Origin of the sequence: Kitasatospora sp. NPDC127067 (assembly GCF_042724755.1) — a bacterium.
GTDB lineage: Bacteria > Actinomycetota > Actinomycetes > Streptomycetales > Streptomycetaceae > Kitasatospora > Kitasatospora lactacystinica.
The window spans coordinates 40,216-55,833 of sequence record NZ_JBHXEM010000050.1 but is presented as its reverse complement, the minus strand read 5'-3'; the positions used below and the strand labels follow the sequence as shown (position 1 = coordinate 55,833).

The window sequence follows — 15,618 nt, the reverse complement described above, 5'->3', positions numbered from 1 at the left end:
CCGTGCTGGTGACGTCCTCCGGCGAGGGCAAGGAGGTCGCCGCGCGCGTCGCGCTGCGGATCGGCTCCGGCATCATCACCGACGCCGTCGACCTGCGCGCCGGCGACCAGGGCCCGATCGCCACCCAGTCGGTGTTCGCCGCCTCGTACACCGTCGACTCCCGGGTGAGCAAGGGCGCGCCGGTCATCACCGTCAAGCCGAACGCCGTCGCCCCGGAGGCCGCCCCGGCCGCCGGCGCGGTGGAGAACGTCGCCGTCGCGTTCACGGGCAACGCCGCCAAGGTGACCTCGCGCACCCCGCGCGTGTCCTCCGGCCGCCCGGAGCTGACCGAGGCCGCCATCGTGGTCTCCGGCGGCCGCGGCGTCGGTGCCGCCGAGGGCTTCGGCGTGGTCGAGGAGCTCGCGGACGCGCTGGGCGCGGCCGTCGGCGCCTCGCGCGCCGCCGTGGACGCCGGCTGGTACCCGCACAGCAGCCAGGTCGGCCAGACCGGCAAGCAGGTCTCCCCGCAGCTCTACATCGCGGCGGGCATCTCCGGCGCGATCCAGCACCGGGCCGGCATGCAGACCTCGAAGACCATCGTGGCCGTCAACAAGGACCCCGAGGCCCCGATCTTCGAACTGGTCGACTACGGCGTGGTCGGCGACCTCTTCCAGGTGCTGCCGCAGCTCACCGCCGAGGTGAAGGCCCGCAAGGCCTGATCCCTGGACGACAGCGGAGGGCGTGGCGCCGAGTGGTACTCGGTGCCACGCCCTCCGTCGTTCTCCGGCGCACCCCCCGGCACGCCGCCCTCCTCGGCCCAGCCCCCCTCGGCGCCTGAGCGCCGGCCCCGCCCGTCGTCCCCGGAACGCGGAGCGCCGGGCGGCGGCCCGTAGAGTCGGCGCCGGCGCGTGACGCGGAGGCGGACGCGCGGGTCGAGCGCGTGGCGCACGGGCGCGGCGCGGTGGCGTGGGACGAGGCGAGGACGGTGGCATGGCACTGCTGACGGCACTTCAGGGCGGTTTCGGCGACGGGGCGGAGGCGCTGCGGATCGACGGCCGGGCACTCTCCCGGGAGGACCTGCTGGGCGCGGCGACCGCCGTCGCCGACCGGGTGGCCGGTGCCCCGGCGCTCGCAGTGCTCGCCCGGCCCACCGTCGAGACCGTCACCGCCGTGGTCGGCGGCCTGCTGGCGGGCGTCCCGGTGGTGCCGCTGCCGCCCGACTCGGGACCCAAGGAGCGCGAGCACATCCTGCGGGACTCCGGTGCGGCGCTGCTCGCGCACGCCGTCGGGGAGACGCTGCCGCAGGACACCTCGGTGGCGGGGCTGCCGGTCGACCCCGAGCAGCGCTCCGCCACCACCTACGCCGAGCCGGACGCCGCGTCGACCGGCTTCGTGCTCTACACCTCGGGCACCACCGGCGCGCCCAAGGGCGCGGTGATCCGGCGCGAGGCGATCGCCGCCGACCTGGACGCCCTCGCCGCCGCCTGGCAGTGGACCGCAGAGGACACCCTCGTGCACGGCCTGCCGCTGTTCCACGTGCACGGGCTGCTGCTCGGCGTGCTCGGCGCCCTGCGCACCGGAAGCGGCCTGGTGCACACCGGGCGGCCCACCCCGGCGGGGTACGCGGCGGCCGGCGGCAGCCTGTACTTCGGCGTGCCCACCGTCTGGTCCCGGGTGGCGGCGGATCCGGACGCGGCGGCCCGGCTCGCCGCGGCCCGGCTGCTGGTCTCCGGCAGCGCGCCGCTGCCCGTCCCGGTGTTCGAGAAGCTGGCGGCGCTCACCGGGCACGCCCCGATCGAGCGGTACGGGATGACCGAGTCGCTGATCACCGTCAGTACCCGGGCGGACGGCGAGCGGCGCCCCGGCAGCGTCGGGCTGCCGGTGGACGGGGTCCGCACCCGGCTGGTCGGCGAGGACGGCGCGCCGGTGCCCCGCGACGGGGAGACCGTCGGTGAACTCCAGGTCAGCGGCCCGACGCTGTTCAGCGGTTACCTCAACCGGCCGGACGCGGACGCCGAGGCGTGGACGGCGGACGGCTGGTTCCGCACCGGTGACGTCGCGGTGATCGGGGCGGACGGCTTCCACCGGATCGTCGGCCGCGCCTCGGTGGACCTGATCAAGAGCGGTGGCTACCGGATCGGCGCCGGCGAGGTGGAGGCCGCGCTGCGCGACCACCCGGCGGTCGCCGACGCGGCGGTGGTCGGCGTGCCGGACGAGGACCTCGGACAGGCGATCGTCGCGTACGTCATTCCGGACGGCGCCGTGACGGGGGACCAGCTGACGGCCTTCGTGGCGGAGCGGCTCTCGGTGCACAAGCGGCCGCGCCGGGTCGTCCTGGTGCCCGAACTGCCCAGGAACGCGCTGGGAAAGGTGCTGAAGAAGCAGCTGCTGGCGGAGGCCGGCGGCCGCTGACGAGGGGGACGCCGGACGCCCCCTCGGATGACGGCCGTTCACCCTGATGCGCCGTCGGTGCTCACCACCGGTGACCCTTCCATTGGCGCACTCCACTGCGCGCAGTGAGCGGACGCGTGCCTAACGTGACACGCAGGCAGAACCGAATCCCCGGACGACACGCCGAGGCTTCCGGTCACAGGACCGGAAACCGCGGCGTGTCGGGCGGGGACCCTGCCGACAAGCACGGCCAGTCCTGGCCGGTCACAGCAATCCGCTGCAGTCCGCAGCGATCCGCAGCAGTGAAGGAAGTCAGCACGATGACCACCGTCAACACCGGAGCGCCGGCGGCCGCCGGCGAACCGACCGGGCAGCAGCCCGCCGCCACCGTCCGTACCTCCCGTCCGTCCCGCACCGCGCGACTCCGTCGGGGGATAGCCATGGTGGCCGTGGTCGCGACCGGGGCGGGCGTGATCGGCCTCGGCCTCGGCGCCGGCCCCGCGGCCGCCGAGCCCGCCCCGGCGCACGCCGGGTGGGACGGCTCCAGGTACTGGTTCAAGAACAGCCAGGGGCAGTGGCGCTGGACCTCGCACTACAGCGTGTACGCGGCCCGCACCGGGGGTGGCTCCGCGTCCGCCGCCAAGGCCACGAGCGGCTTCTCCGGCGGGATCCGGCAGGGCTGGGACGGCTCCCGCTACTGGTTCCGCAACAGCAAGGGCGAGTGGCGTTGGACCTCGCACTACGACATCTACCTGGACCGCACCGGCGGCGGTTCCTCGTCGGACTCCGCGGGCTCGGGCCACTACAACGACTCGGTCGCGGAGGACCGGGACGTCGAGACCGCCGTGCAGTTCGCCCTCGCCCAGCTGGGCGTACCGTTCCGCACGGCCGGCAACGGGCCGGACGGCTACGACTGCTCGGGCCTGGTGCAGCAGTCCTTCCGGCGCGGCGGGATCGACCTGCCGCGCGTGGCCAACGACCAGTACGCGGCGACCACGCCGATCGGGGCGAGCCAGTTGCGCCGCGGTGACCTGCTGTTCTGGGCGCCGGACGGGACCGCCCGGGGCATCCAGCACGTGGCGATCTACCTGGGCGACAACAGGTACGTCGAGGCCGCTCGGCCCGGGACCAACGTTCGGGTCTCGGGGATCAGCAGCGGCTACTACCCGGCGTTCATGGGGCGCCCGTAGCGGGGCCGGACGCCCGCCCGTCGGGGGTGCCGGGTCCGCCCGGTGCCCCCGACGGGCGCTGCGCGGGCGGGGCCCGGTGCTCGCCGACGCGTGGTCGGAGGTCCGTCGGGCGGGGCAGGGCGCCGCGGGCGCCGAGGCCGGTGACGGCGAAGGCCCCGGCGGCGACGGCGGTGGCGGCCGCCTCGGACAGCGCGGCGCCGCGGGCGAGCGTGGCGGCCAGGGCGCCGCAGAAGACGTCGCCGGCGCCGGTGGTGTCGACCACCCGGACGGCGGGGGCGGGCAGTCGGGCGGACGTTCCGGCCACGGCGACCAGCGCACCCTCGCCGCCGAGGGTGACCACGGCGCCCTCGGCGCGTTCGGCCAGGACCCTGGCGGCCTCGGCGACATCGGCGGCGCCGGTGAGCTGGCGGGCCTCGACGGCGTTCGCGACGACCAGCGGGCGGCGTCCGGAGGGGCCGGCGTCCGGCAGGGCCCCGGCGGGGGCGGTGTTGTGCAGCCAGCGGGTGCCGCCCGAGGGGCCCGCGGCGGCGAGGGCGGCGGCGGCCGCCCTGATGCACTCCGCGGGGACCTCGTTGCTGGTCAGGACCACGTCGACGGGGAGCAGGCGGAGGCGGGTGAGCGCGGCGGTGACCTCCTCCGGGGCGAGGTGGGCATTGGCGCCGGGCACGACGACGATGCTGTTCTCGCCGGACGGGTCGACCATGACGATCGCCTGACCGGTGGGCGCGCCCGGGTGAGTGAGCACGGCGCCCGTCTCGACCTGCGCGCCCCGCAGATCGGCGAGCGCCGCCTCGCCCTCGGCGTCCCGTCCGACCTTGGCGACCAGGTGCGTCGACGCCCCCAACCGGGCCGCGGCCACCGCCTGGTTGGCCCCCTTGCCGCCGAAGCCCCGGGCGGCGCCGGTGGCGAGGACGGTCTCGCCGGGAGAGGGGAGCACGGGGCAGCGGAGGATGCGGTCGATGTTGACCGAGCCGATGACGACGACCCGACCGGCGGGAAGCAGTTTCATCGTTCCTCTGTACGCGGCGGGGCGCGGGTGGCGCAAGGAGGCGGGCGGTGACGGGCGAACGCGGGGGCGAACGCGGGGCGGGCACGGCGTGAGCACAGAGCGGGCACGGGGCGTGCACGCGGGAGCGCGAGGGTGCTCGGGTGGGGGTGTGCGGAGCGTACGAGCGGGGCGCGCGCGGCAGGTCGACCCATCGGGCGCCCTGTGCTCCCGTCGTGGTGAAGGGGTGCAATTTTGATGTAGACCGGTCTGCATATTTCCGTCCACGGGCTCCTGACCTGGGCACATGCCGCTGTCACGGGGCAGACCGGGGCGTGGGGGCGGGCGCGCCGGGGAGGTATGGGGAGCGGCATGGCGCGGGTACCACCACGGGTGGCGCTGGTTCGACCGACGGGGGCGCTGCCCGGTGCGAACGGCATCGGGGGAAGCCGAGGGCAGGGGACGTTGTGATCGTCTGGGTCAATGGCACATTCGGGGCGGGCAAGACGAGCGCCTGCCGAGAGCTGGTGGAACTGCTGCCCGGGAGCGTGCTCTTCGATCCCGAGCTGGTGGGCTTCGGCCTGCGCCGGATGCTCCCGGCCGACCGGTTGGCGACGGTGTCCGACTTCCAGGACCTGGCGGCCTGGCGCCGGCTGGTCCCCGAGACGGCGGCGGCGCTGCTCGGTGAGGTCGGGGGCCCGCTGGTGGTCCCGATGACCCTGCTCAGGGAGGACTACCGGGACGAGATCTTCGGCGATCTGGCCTCGCACGGGATCACGGTGCACCACTTCGTGCTGGACCCTGAAGAAACGATCCTGCGCGACCGCATAGCCCACCGCGAGGAGTGCCCGGGCGATCCGCAGGGCAGCGAGCGGGTCCGCACCTGGTGCCTCGAACACCTGCCCCACTACCGCGCCGCCCGCCGCTGGCTGGTCGGGGACGCCCGGATGATCGACACCAGCGAGCTCTCCCCCCGGGAGACCGCGCACCGGATCGCCGAGCTGGTCCGGGTCGGCGCCGCCCGCTGTCCGATCGTCCAGACCCCGGACCCGACCGGGGACACCGTGGCCTCCGCCGTGCTGTTCTTCGACGAGCAGGACCGCGTGCTGCTGGTCGACCCGGTCTACAAGCCCGACTGGGACTTCCCCGGCGGCGTGGTCGAGCGCGGCGAGGCCCCCACCGACGCCGCCCTGCGCGAGACCGCCGAGGAGCTGGGCCTGCGCCTGGACCCGTCCACGCTGCGCCTGCTCGCCGTCGACTGGGAGCCGCGCACCGGCCCCCGCCGCGGCGGCCTGCGGCTGATGTACGACGGCGGCCTGCTGGACGAGGAGGGCCGGCAGCACCTGCTGCTCCAGCAGGAGGAGCTGCGCAGCTGGCGATTCGTCACCCTGGACGAGGCCGGCGAGCTGCTGCCGCCGGGGCGCTACCGGCGGCTGGCGGCCGCGCTGGACGCGCGGCGGAGCGGCGAGCTGCAGTACCTGGAGGCGGGGAGCCGGGTGGCCGTCGGGCTGGCGAGCACGGCGGACGCGGCGTAGGGCCGGTACGGCGGACGCGGCGCTACGGCCGGTGGGCGCGGCCGGTCGGTCGGTGGGGCCGGTCGGGGCCGGTCGGGGCGGGGCAGGGGCGTCGGCGCGGGGCGGCGGGTGGGGCGGGAGGTCGGCGTGGTGGCCCGTGGAACCCCGTCCGGTGCACCTCCGGTGCGCCGTGCCGCGGTGGCGGGCGGGAGGATGGGGGCATGCCGTTCACGCTGAGCCATCCCGCCGCCGTCCTGCCCCTGCTGCGTGCCGCCGGCGCGCGCGGGCCCCTGGTGGCCTCGGCGCTCGTCGCCGGGTCGATGGCGCCGGACGTGCCGTTCTTCGCCGAGTCCCTGCTGCCCGGGGTGTACGGCCACGGCGGGCTGACGCACCGCTGGTGGGCGGTGCCGACGCTGGACGTGGCGGTCGCCGGCGCGCTGGTGGCCGGCTGGCACGGGTTGCTGCGCGGGCCGGTGGTGGCGCTGCTGCCCGAGCGCTGGGCGGGTGGCGCCGAGGCGCTGACCGCCCGATGGGCTGCGGACGCCCGAGACCCCGGGGACACCCGGGACTCCGGGGACACCCGGGGCCCCGCAGGCGTCGGGACGGTCGGTGGCGCTGCGTGGTTCGCGGCCTCGGCGGCGATCGGCGCGGCCACCCACGTCGGCTGGGACGCGTTCACCCACGGGGGCCGGCTGGGGGTGCGGCTGCTGCCCGTACTGGACCGGCCGGTGGCCGGGGTCCCGCTGTACGAGGCGGTGCAGTACGGCAGTTCGGCGCTCGCCCTGGCGGCGCTGGGCGGCTGGGCGGTGCGTGCGGTGCGGGCCGTGGAGCCGGTGCGGCCGGCCGTGCGGCTCGCGCCCCGGACCCGGCGCGCGGCCGTCGCGCTGCTGGGCGCGGCGACGGCCGCCGGGGTGGTGCACCGGCTGAGCCCACTGCGGCGGAACCTGGTGCCGGAGGTCTGCTTCGGCGCCGGGGCCGGGCTCGCGGCGGGCGCGGTCGGGTACGCGGCGGTGCTGGCGGCCGCCCGCCGACTGCGCGGCGGACGGCCGGACGCCGTCGGGCGGGCTCCCCGTGGCGCCGCCCCGAAGGTCCGTCAGACGGAGCGCAGTTCGGCGTAGCGGCGGAGGAACAGCGCCTCGGTGAGGGCCATCCGCTCCAGCTCCTGCGGGTCGACGCTCTCGTTGACCGCGTGGATCTGGGTGGTCGGCTCCTCGACGCCGATCAGCACGATCTCGGCCTGCGGGTAGAGCGAGCGCAGCGTGTTGCAGAGCGGGATCGAGCCGCCCTCGCCGGAGGTGACCATCGGGGTGCCGAAGGCCTCGGCCATCGCCTCGCCCATCGCCTCGTACGCCGGGCCGCCGGTGTCGGCGCGGAACGGCGCGCCGCTGCCCTGGCGCTCGACGGTGAGCCGGGCGCCGAGCGGGACCTGCGCCTCCAGGTGGGCGACCAGCGCGTCCTGGGCGGCGTGCGGGTCCGAGCCCGGCGCGACGCGCAGGCTGATCAGGGCCTTGGCGGTGGCCTGGACGGAGGAGGTGGCGCCGATCACCGGCGGGGCGTCGATGCCGAGGACGGTGACGGCCGGGCGGGCCCAGAGGCGGTCCGCGATGGTGCCGGTGCCGGTCAGGGCGACGCCGTCGAGCACCTTGGCGTCGGCGCGGAACTGCTCCTCCGGGTACTGCACGCCGGACCAGGTCTGGTCGGCGGTCAGGCCGGCGACCGCGACGTCGCCGTTCTCGTCGTGCAGCGAGGCCAGTATCCGGACCAGGGACTGGAGGGCGTCCGGGGCGGCGCCGCCGAAGGCACCGGAGTGCAGGTTGCCGGCCAGCGTGGTGACCGTGGCCTCGACGACCGTCATGCCGCGCAGCGAGGCGGTCACGGTGGGCAGGCCGGGGGCGAAGTTGCCGGTGTCGCCGATGACGATGGCGTCGGCGGTGAGCAGCTCGGGGTGGGCCTCGGCGTAGCGCTCCAGGCCGCCGGTGCCCTGCTCCTCGGAGCCCTCGACGATGATCTTCAGACCGACCGGGTAGGCGTCGCCGTGGACCTGACGCAGCGCCCGCAGGGCGGTCAGGTGCATCAGGATGTTGCCCTTGCAGTCGGCGGCGCCGCGCCCGTACCAGCGGCCGTCGCGCTCGGTCAGCTCGAAGGCGGGGCTGAGCCAGGCGTCCTCGTCCAGCGGGGGCTGGACGTCGTAGTGGGAGTAGAGCAGGACGGTCGGCGCGCCCTCGGGGCCGGGCAGCTCGCCGTAGACGGACTGGGTGCCGTCCGGGGTGTCCAGCAGCCGGATGCCGGTCAGGCCCTCGGCGGCGAAGGCCTCGGCGACCCAGTGCGCGGCCTTCTCGCACTCCTCGACCGGGAACTGGCGCGGGTCGGCGACCGAGGGGAAGGCGACCAGCTCGGCGAGGTCGGTGCGGGCACGGTCCATCAGGGACCGGACGGCGTCGGCCAGGGGCTGTGACATCGGGGCTCCGAGGAGACGGTCCGCCCTGGGGTGGAGCGGGCGGAGGAGGTGATTTGCGGTAGTGCCGATCATAGGCGGGCGGAACGGGGAGTTCCGAGGGTGCGGGGTGAGCGGGTGGCGTCGGTGCGGGGGCGGCGCGCTCGCCGGGCGGGGCCGGACGCATAGGATTGCTCGACGTGACTGACTCCGGAAGCTCCGATTCCCGCAGCCCGCTCGACAGCCCGGCCGAGAACGGTCCGACCGACGACGCGGCCACGCCGCTGGACGGCGTCTGGGACGTCGTGGTGGTCGGCGCCGGACCGGCGGGCTCCTCGGCCGCGCACGCCGCCGCGGCTCAGGGCCGCCGGGTGCTGCTGCTCGACAAGGCCGAACACCCCCGGTACAAGACCTGCGGCGGAGGCATCATCGGCCCCTCCCGGGACAGCCTGCCGCCGGACTTCCGGCTGCCGCTGCAGGACCGGGTGCACGCCGTCACCTTCGCCTACGACGGCAGGTACACCCGCACGCGGCGGTCCAAGCGGATGCTGTTCGGCCTGGTCAACCGTGACGAGTTCGACCTGCGCCTGGTGCAGGCGGCCAAGCAGGCCGGGGCGGTGCTGGTCACCGGAGTGACCGTCACCGGCGTCGAGCAGCGCGGCGGCGAGCACCGGACGGCGCTGGTGACGGCCGCCGACGGGCGGACCTTCGAGGCCCGTGCGGTGGTCGGCGCGGACGGCAGCGCGAGCCGGATCGGCCGGCACGTCGGTGTGACCTTCGACCAGATCGACCTCGGCCTGGAGGCGGAGATCCCGGTGCCGGCGCAGGTCGCCGCCGACTGGGCGGGCCGGATCCACCTCGACTGGGGCCCGCTGCCCGGCAGTTACGGCTGGGTGTTCCCGAAGACCGAGACCAGCAGCCTGACCGTCGGCGTCATCTCGGCGCGCGGCGACGGCGAGCGGACCAAGCAGTACCTCGCCGACTACATCCGCCGGCTGGGCCTGTCCGGGTTCACCCCCCAGGTCGAGTCCGGGCACCTGACCCGCTGCCGGGCCGAGGACTCGCCGCTCTCCCGCGGCCGGGTGCTGGTCGCCGGGGACGCGGCCGGACTGCTGGAGCCGTGGACCCGCGAGGGCATCTCCTACGCGCTGCGCTCGGGCCGGCTGGCCGGCGAGTGGGCGGTGAAGGTCGCCGAGGCGGGCGACGCGGCGGCGGTGCGGCGCGAGGCGCTGAACTACGCGTTCGCGGTCAAGGCCGGGCTGGGCGTGGAGATGCGCGCGGGCAAGCAGCTGCTGGGCGCCTTCGAGCGGCGGCCGTACCTGTTCCACGCGGCGGTCTGCCTGGTGCCGGCGGCCTGGCGGGCCTTCGCCCGGACCACCCAGGGGCACACCTCCTTCTCCCAGGTACTGCGGCAGTACCGGGCTGCGCGGCGGCTGACGGCGATGGCCTCGCGGTAGCGCGGTAGCTCGGCCGTCGTGACGCGGGGCCGGGTCGCGGCGGGCGTGTACGCGGGCCCGGGCGGGGCCGGGCGTGTACGTGGGCCCGGGCGGCCTCGGGCGGACTACTTGAGGCCGGTGTCCAGCGCGGACATCAGGGTGCCGGACGGGGTGTCGCCGGACATCTCCCAGATCATGCCGCCGAGCAGGTTCTTCGACTTGAGGTAGGCGGTCTTCTGCGCGATCGACCACGCGTCGTCGAAGGTCCACCACTGGCCGCCGGCACCCGTGTAGCCGTACGTCGCGACGGACTTGGGGTCGTGGTAGACCTTGAGGCCGGAGAGGCTGGTGATCAGGTTGTTGTACCCGCGGGTACCGGCCTCGTCGGAGAACTGGCCCGGTGCGGCGCCGTTCGCCGACTGCCAGGCGCCGTTCGCGCCGCCGTCCGCGACGCTCTGCCAGCCGCGCCCGTAGAACGGGAAGCCGATGGTCAGCTTGCGCGGGTTGACCCCGGCGTTCAGGTACGTCTGGACGGCCGTGTCCACGCTGAAGTGGGTGGTGTACGGGTCGTTCGGGTCCTGGTAGAGGTTGGAGGCGTGGCCGGTGCGGTTCGGCTCCCAGGAGTTGTCGCTGCCCGAGCCGTGGAAGTCGTAGCCCTGGACGTTGGCGATGTCCAGCGAGCCGAAGATCTTCGAGAGGTCCCAGCCGGCGGCGACCTTCGCCGGGTCGGCCGGGGTGAAGGCGGTGAGCAGCTTGTGCGAGCCGCCCAACGCGTCCAGCTGCTTGCGGAATTCGGCCAGCAGCAGGGTCAGGTTGCCCTTGTCGTTGGCGCTCCAGTGGTTGCCCGGGTGGCCGTCGCCGGAGCCGGGCCACTCCCAGTCGAGGTCGATGCCGTCGAAGATGCCGGCGGCCACGCCGTCGCCGCCGGCGCCGTTGTAGGCCGGCAGGTTGCCCTTGATCCAGGTGTCGATGCAGGACTTGACGAACTTCTGCCGGGACGCGTCGGTGGCGGCGGCGTCGGAGAAGTACTTGGAGTAGGTCCAGCCGCCGAGCGAGACGACCACCTTCAGGTTCGGGTACTTGGCCTTGAGCTTCTTCAACTGGTTGAAGTTGCCGCGGAGTTTGCCCCAACCGTCGTCGGCCACGCCGTCCACCGACTGGTCGGCGCTCATCGCCCGGCCGTAGTCCGCGTCGGCGTCACCGGCGCCGGTGCCCTGGTCCGGGTCCTCCGGGTTGCCGCTGGTGCCCTTGGTGACGCCCGCCATGCAGGTCAGGTTGACCGGATCGATGTTCTCGAAGGCGTAGTTGATGACGTCGAGCTTGGCGGCGGCGCCCGAGGTGTCCAGGTTCTTGACGAAGTACTGGCGGCCGTAGATGCCCCACTGGACGAAGTAGCCGACCCGGGCGTACTTTCCGGCACCGACCAGGTCCGAGGTGGTCACGGAGAGCGGGGCGGACGCGGGTGAGGCGTTGTCGGCGGGGTCCCGGGCCTTCACGGTGAACGTGTAGGCGGTGGACGGCGACAGGTTGCCGACGGTCGCGCCGAGCGTGCCGCCGGTGACCGTGGCCGCCAGGGTGCTGCCCTGGTAGACGTCGTACGCGGCGACCCGGACGTTGTCGGTGGCGGCGTTCCAGGCGAGCTTCACGTCCGTCGAACTGACCGCCGTCGCACGGAGGTTGGTCGGTGCGGTGGGCGGCGAGGTGTCGGTGGACGGGTCGAAGGTGGACGCGGTGACGGACGGGCTGAGCGGGCCGGTGTTGCCGCGGCTGTCCTTGGCCCGGACGGTCAGGGTGTACGAGGTGGCCGGGGTGAGGCCGGTGACCAGGATGCCGGTGGACGGGCCGGAGGCGAGCACGGTGCCGCCGCTCAGCACGTCGTAGCCGACGACCGGGAAGTCCCCGCCGGTGGCGGCCGGCCAGCTCAGCGCGAGCGTGTGCGCGGTGGACTCGGTCACCGTCGGGGTGCCCGGCGCGGACGGCGGGACGTCCGCGGAGCCGTCGCACTTGTCGCCGTTGATGCGGCAGTTGAGCGGGGTGGAGACCGGCCCGTTGCCCACGAACCAGAAGCTGTACGGCTCGGTGGTGCCGTGGGCGTTGACGGTGGAGTTGTAGAACGCCGCCGTGGCGGTGACGTGCCGGCCGTTGACGGTGGCGGTGCCGTTGTAGCTGTTGCCGATGGTGACGCCGGCCGGGAGGTCGAACTCCAGGGTCCAGCCGCTCACCGCGGTGGCGTTGTCGTTGTGGACGATGTAGGTGCCCTGCCACCAGGAGCCGTTGTCGGCGGTGGTGAAGGTGGCGGTGAGCTTTCCGGCGGCGTTCGCCGGGGCGGCCAGCGCGGTGAGCGCGGCGAGGGGAAGGAGCAGGACGGAGAGCAGTGCCAGCAGTCTGCTGCGCACGTGCGGGCGCCCGGCCCGGGATCGAGCGGACATGGTTCTCCCTGTGGCTGTGGGGGTTGAACAGGGTGACGTAGAACCTTGGTTGATCCATTGATCCGTGTGCGATCGATGCCTGCGCCGTGGGGAGGCGAAGGCATGGGAACTGTAGGAGGACTGGACCAATGCGTCAACAGGTCTGTACCACTGATGGGTTCCCCGTCCCCGGCTTCGCCCCAGCCTCCGTCAGTTCGTTCCCGCCCCCGTCAGCTCGTCCCCGAGCGGGCTGCGCCGGTACAGCACCGAGCGGCCGTGCCGGGCCCGGGTGACCAGGCCGGTGGCGGCGAGGACGGAAAGGTGCTGGCTGACCGCACCCGGGGTGACGCCGAGGCGGAAGGCGAGGTCGGTCGTGGAGGCGGGCTCGGCGAGCAGCGCGAGCAACCGAGCCTTCGGCGCGCCGACCAGTGCCGCCACGGCCTGCGGCGGCACCGGCGTGCCCCGGCCGGCCAGCCCGGCCTGTCCGCGTGCCGGGTAACTGATCTGCGGCGCACGGTCATTGCTGATCATCGTGATCGCGCCGCGGACGAAGAAGGTCGGACAGAGCACCAGGCCGCGCCCGTCCACGGGTGTCTCCACGTCCCCGTCCGTCCAGTTCCGGCTGATCGACAGGACGCCGTTCTCCCAGTGGAGCCGGTGGTCCAGGTCGGCGAAGAGGGCCGCCGCGCCGTGTTGGGCGAGCAGCCGGGCGCGGTAGACCAGGTCGGCCTCCAGAACGGCGCGGGCCTGCGGCCACCAGGTGGGGGCGAGGCACACCTCCCAGTACTCCTCCAGCGTGTCGGCGATCCGCGCCAACAGCCGCTCCGGGCGGGCGAGTCCGCCGGCGAGTTCGGCGGGCAGCGGTTGGCCGTGCGAGAGGAACGTCTGCTCCAGTTCGGCGCGCAACTGCTCCGGCGGGAACGCCCGGACGGTCGCGATCTCGGAGCGGAACTCGGGGGAGGGGGAGGTGGGGCGCGGCGTCAGGAAGTCGGGGACGAAGCGGTTCTCGGCGACGAGCGAGAGCAGAAGACGGGAGTCCAGCCGTTCGAAGGCGGGCCTGAGCTGCTCGAAGGCCCGGGTCTGGAGGTGGTAGACGCCCGGGTGGGTCCACATCCGCAGGCTGAGCGCCGCCTCGTGGATCGGGGAGACGGCGAACCAGGTGGTGGCGAGGTCGGCCAGGCGGAGCGTGAACCGGTGCACGGGGCATCCTTCTGCGGGGATCGGCCGGGGCAGGCAGTCCGGCTTCGGATTCAGCCAGAGCCTAAAGGAGTACTGGTCCGCTCCGGTGCGCGGTGGGATCCATGCATGACCACCTCGACGGCGGAGTCCTCCGCACCTTCCCCTGCCGTGCCCGAAGACCGGGCTGCGCCTGCGACCCCCCGTGCCACCGGGCCCCGTGCCACCGGGGTCGTCGCCGCGCTGCGACGCCGGCTGCACCCCGACCCGACGGTCCGCCGGCTGGCGGGGATCACCCTGGTCAACACGGTGGGCAACGGCCTCTCCCTCTCCGTCGCGGTGCTGTTCTTCACCCGGGTGCTCGGCCTGAGCGCCGCCCAGCTGGGCCTCGGGATGACCGCCGCCGGCCTGTGCGGGGTCGTCGCGAGCGTGCCGGCCGGCCGGGCCGCCGACCGCTGGGGTGCGCGGCGGGTGCTGGTGGTGCTGGTGTCGGTGCAGGCGATCGGCACCGCCGGGTACGCGCTGGTGCACAGCTACGCGGCGTTCGTCGCGCTGGCCTGCCTGGTCTCCGCCGTCGACCGCGGCTCCGCCGCCACCCGGAACGCGCTCTACGCCGAGGTGCTGCCCGCCGACCGCCGGGTGGCGGGCCGGGCCCACCTGCGGGTGGTGACCAACGTCGGGATCTGCCTGGGAACGGCCATCGGCGCGATCGCGCTCCAACTGGACACCCGGCCGGTGTACCTGACGGCGATCCTGGCCGACGCCGCCTCCTACGTGGCCGTCGCCGTGCTGTTCCACCGCCTCGACATCCCGCAGCGCCCGTCGGCGACCGGAGCGTCGGAACCCGGAGCGGCAGCGTCGGAGCCGTCCGAGCCGTCGGAGTCCGGGGTGGCAGTGTGCGAGTCGTCCGAGCCGTCGGAGTCCGGGGTGGCAGTGTCCGAGCCGTCCGCGAAGACCGGAGTCGCGAACCCGTCGGACCCCTCGGGCCGGGGCGTCAAGCAGGGCCGGCGGCCGAACCCGGCGCTGCGGGACGGCCCGTTCCTGGCCGTGACGGTGCTGAACGCACTGCTCTGCCTGCAGTTCGCCGTCCTTGAGGTCGGCATACCGCTCTGGATCGTCCAGGAGACCGACGCGCCGCGGATCACCGTCGCGGGCACCCTGATCGTCAACACCCTGCTGGTGATCACCCTGCAGGTGCGGGCCACCCGGGGCACCGAGGAACGGACGGGGGCCGCCCGGGCGTGCGGGCGCGCCGGAGTGGTGCTGGCCGCCTCCTGCCTGGTCGTCTCGCTGGCGCACGGCCTGCCCGCGGGCGTCGCGGCCGTGGTGGTGCTCGGCGGGGTCGCGCTGCAGTCGCTCGGCGAGGTCGTCGCGCAGGCGGGCGGCTGGGCGCTCAGCTACGACCTCGCGGGCGAGCGCGATCACGGTGCCTACCAGGGCGTGTTCAACGCGGGGACGGCGGCGGCGCTGATGGCCGGCCCGGCGCTGGTCGGCACCCTGGTCATCGGGTACGGCATGGTCGGCTGGGTCGTTCTGGGCACGGTGCTGGCCGCGGCGGGCCTGGCGATGCGCCCCGCCGTCCGGTGGGCCGGGCGGCGGGCCGGGCGGCGGGACGCGAGCCCCGGCGCGGTGTGAGACGCGCCGGCCCCGGGCCGGCTACTCGGGGACGATCGCCATCGCCTCGATCTCGATCAGCACCTCGGGCTTGAACAGGGCGGCCACCTGCATCGCGGAGGAGGCCGGCAGCGGAAGGGAGCCGAAGTGCTCGTCGCGGGCCTCGCGGACGGCCGAGAGGTGGGCGATGTCCGTCATGAAGTAGGTGAGCTTCACGACGTGCTCGAACCCGGCCCCGGCGGCGGCCAGGCAACGCCGCAGGTTCTCGAAGACCTGCCGCGCCTGCGCCTTCGGATCGCCCTCGCCGACCAGGTTCCGCTGCTCGTCGAAGGCGACCTGGCCGGACACCTGGACCGTCCGGCCGCTGCCGGTGACGACCTGGGTGTAGCCGGTGCCGGGCGCGACTCCGGGGGGCTCGGTGATGTGGGTGAGGTGAGAGGTGGTCATGGCGCGGATCCTGACCCGTGATCCGCCGGAGCCGCAAGCCCCGG

Annotated in this window: 12 protein-coding genes; 7 read left to right on the top strand and 5 right to left on the bottom strand. The window is 74.6% G+C overall.

Features of this window, described 5'->3' with window-relative positions; translation table 11 throughout:
* The 3 genes from ACFWJ4_RS21025 to ACFWJ4_RS21015 form a co-directional block, all read left to right on the top strand.
* Nucleotides 1–698: electron transfer flavoprotein subunit alpha/FixB family protein (locus tag ACFWJ4_RS21025; RefSeq protein ID WP_380545955.1), on the top strand; the 698-nt coding region annotated here is incomplete at its 5' end.
* 271 nt (nt 699–969) lie between these two features.
* On the top strand, nt 970–2,391 hold the full coding sequence (locus ACFWJ4_RS21020; protein ID WP_380545953.1) for an AMP-binding protein: 1,422 nt from the start codon (nt 970–972) through the stop codon (nt 2,389–2,391).
* A gap of 299 nt (nt 2,392–2,690) precedes the next feature.
* Complete coding sequence (locus ACFWJ4_RS21015; protein ID WP_380545951.1) at nt 2,691–3,560, top strand: C40 family peptidase; 870 nt, start codon at nt 2,691–2,693, stop codon at nt 3,558–3,560.
* On the opposite strand, the gene ACFWJ4_RS21010 is transcribed toward ACFWJ4_RS21015, so the two are convergent.
* A complete protein-coding gene (locus ACFWJ4_RS21010; protein WP_380545949.1) occupies nt 3,544–4,569 on the bottom strand; it encodes a ribokinase in 1,026 nt (341 codons plus the stop codon). The two genes, ACFWJ4_RS21015 and ACFWJ4_RS21010, sit on opposite strands and share 17 nt — an antisense overlap.
* 443 nt (nt 4,570–5,012) lie before the next feature.
* On the opposite strand from ACFWJ4_RS21010, the gene ACFWJ4_RS21005 reads away from it, so the two are divergent.
* Both ACFWJ4_RS21005 and ACFWJ4_RS21000 read left to right on the top strand, forming a co-directional pair.
* Nucleotides 5,013–6,080 carry an NUDIX domain-containing protein gene (locus ACFWJ4_RS21005; RefSeq protein ID WP_380545947.1) on the top strand — a complete coding sequence of 356 codons (1,068 nt, stop codon included), beginning with the start codon at nt 5,013–5,015 and terminating at the stop codon, nt 6,078–6,080.
* 200 nt (nt 6,081–6,280) lie between these two features.
* A complete protein-coding gene (locus tag ACFWJ4_RS21000; protein ID WP_380545945.1) occupies nt 6,281–7,177 on the top strand; it encodes a DUF4184 family protein in 897 nt (298 codons plus the stop codon).
* Here the strand turns inward: ACFWJ4_RS21000 and ACFWJ4_RS20995 are convergent.
* On the bottom strand, nt 7,153–8,517 hold the full coding sequence (locus ACFWJ4_RS20995) for a dipeptidase (RefSeq protein ID WP_380545944.1): 1,365 nt from the start codon (nt 8,515–8,517) through the stop codon (nt 7,153–7,155). The two genes, ACFWJ4_RS21000 and ACFWJ4_RS20995, sit on opposite strands and share 25 nt — an antisense overlap.
* 176 nt (nt 8,518–8,693) lie before the next feature.
* Between ACFWJ4_RS20995 and ACFWJ4_RS20990 the strand changes: the two genes are divergently transcribed.
* On the top strand, nt 8,694–9,950 hold the full coding sequence (locus tag ACFWJ4_RS20990; protein WP_380545942.1) for a geranylgeranyl reductase family protein: 1,257 nt from the start codon (nt 8,694–8,696) through the stop codon (nt 9,948–9,950).
* A 104-nt stretch (nt 9,951–10,054) separates the two neighbouring features.
* Here the strand turns inward: ACFWJ4_RS20990 and ACFWJ4_RS20985 are convergent, their stop codons facing one another.
* The gene (locus ACFWJ4_RS20985; protein WP_380545940.1) at nt 10,055–12,358 is read right to left on the bottom strand and encodes a glycosyl hydrolase family 18 protein; all 2,304 of its coding nucleotides are present in this window, start codon (nt 12,356–12,358) and stop codon (nt 10,055–10,057) included.
* Between the two features lie 189 nt (nt 12,359–12,547).
* Nucleotides 12,548–13,537 carry an ArsR/SmtB family transcription factor gene (locus tag ACFWJ4_RS20980; protein WP_380545938.1) on the bottom strand — a complete coding sequence of 330 codons (990 nt, stop codon included), beginning with the start codon at nt 13,535–13,537 and terminating at the stop codon, nt 12,548–12,550.
* Nucleotides 13,538–13,642: 105 nt separating this feature from the next.
* Here ACFWJ4_RS20980 and ACFWJ4_RS20975 point away from each other — a divergent pair, with 105 nt between their 5' ends.
* Nucleotides 13,643–15,148 carry an MFS transporter gene (locus tag ACFWJ4_RS20975; protein ID WP_380545936.1) on the top strand — a complete coding sequence of 502 codons (1,506 nt, stop codon included), beginning with the start codon at nt 13,643–13,645 and terminating at the stop codon, nt 15,146–15,148.
* A gap of 21 nt (nt 15,149–15,169) precedes the next feature.
* On the opposite strand, the gene ACFWJ4_RS20970 is transcribed toward ACFWJ4_RS20975, so the two are convergent.
* Nucleotides 15,170–15,574 (bottom strand): RidA family protein, encoded by a 405-nt coding sequence (locus ACFWJ4_RS20970; protein WP_380545934.1) that lies wholly within the window; start codon nt 15,572–15,574, stop codon nt 15,170–15,172.
* Between the last annotated feature and the right edge of the window lie 44 nt (nt 15,575–15,618).

Bases quoted from the DNA above. Each gene is read 5' to 3' on its own strand.
- ACFWJ4_RS21010 (WP_380545949.1), bottom strand. From the start codon at position 4,569: ATGAAACTGCTTCCCGCCGGTCGGGTCGTCGTCATCGGCTCGGTCAAC.
- ACFWJ4_RS20975 (WP_380545936.1), top strand. From the start codon at position 13,643: ATGACCACCTCGACGGCGGAGTCCTCCGCACCTTCCCCTGCCGTGCCC.
- ACFWJ4_RS21015 (WP_380545951.1), top strand. From the start codon at position 2,691: ATGACCACCGTCAACACCGGAGCGCCGGCGGCCGCCGGCGAACCGACC.
- ACFWJ4_RS20970 (WP_380545934.1), bottom strand. From the start codon at position 15,574: ATGACCACCTCTCACCTCACCCACATCACCGAGCCCCCCGGAGTCGCG.
- ACFWJ4_RS20995 (WP_380545944.1), bottom strand. From the start codon at position 8,517: ATGTCACAGCCCCTGGCCGACGCCGTCCGGTCCCTGATGGACCGTGCC.
- ACFWJ4_RS21000 (WP_380545945.1), top strand. From the start codon at position 6,281: ATGCCGTTCACGCTGAGCCATCCCGCCGCCGTCCTGCCCCTGCTGCGT.
- ACFWJ4_RS20985 (WP_380545940.1), bottom strand. From the start codon at position 12,358: ATGTCCGCTCGATCCCGGGCCGGGCGCCCGCACGTGCGCAGCAGACTG.
- ACFWJ4_RS21020 (WP_380545953.1), top strand. From the start codon at position 970: ATGGCACTGCTGACGGCACTTCAGGGCGGTTTCGGCGACGGGGCGGAG.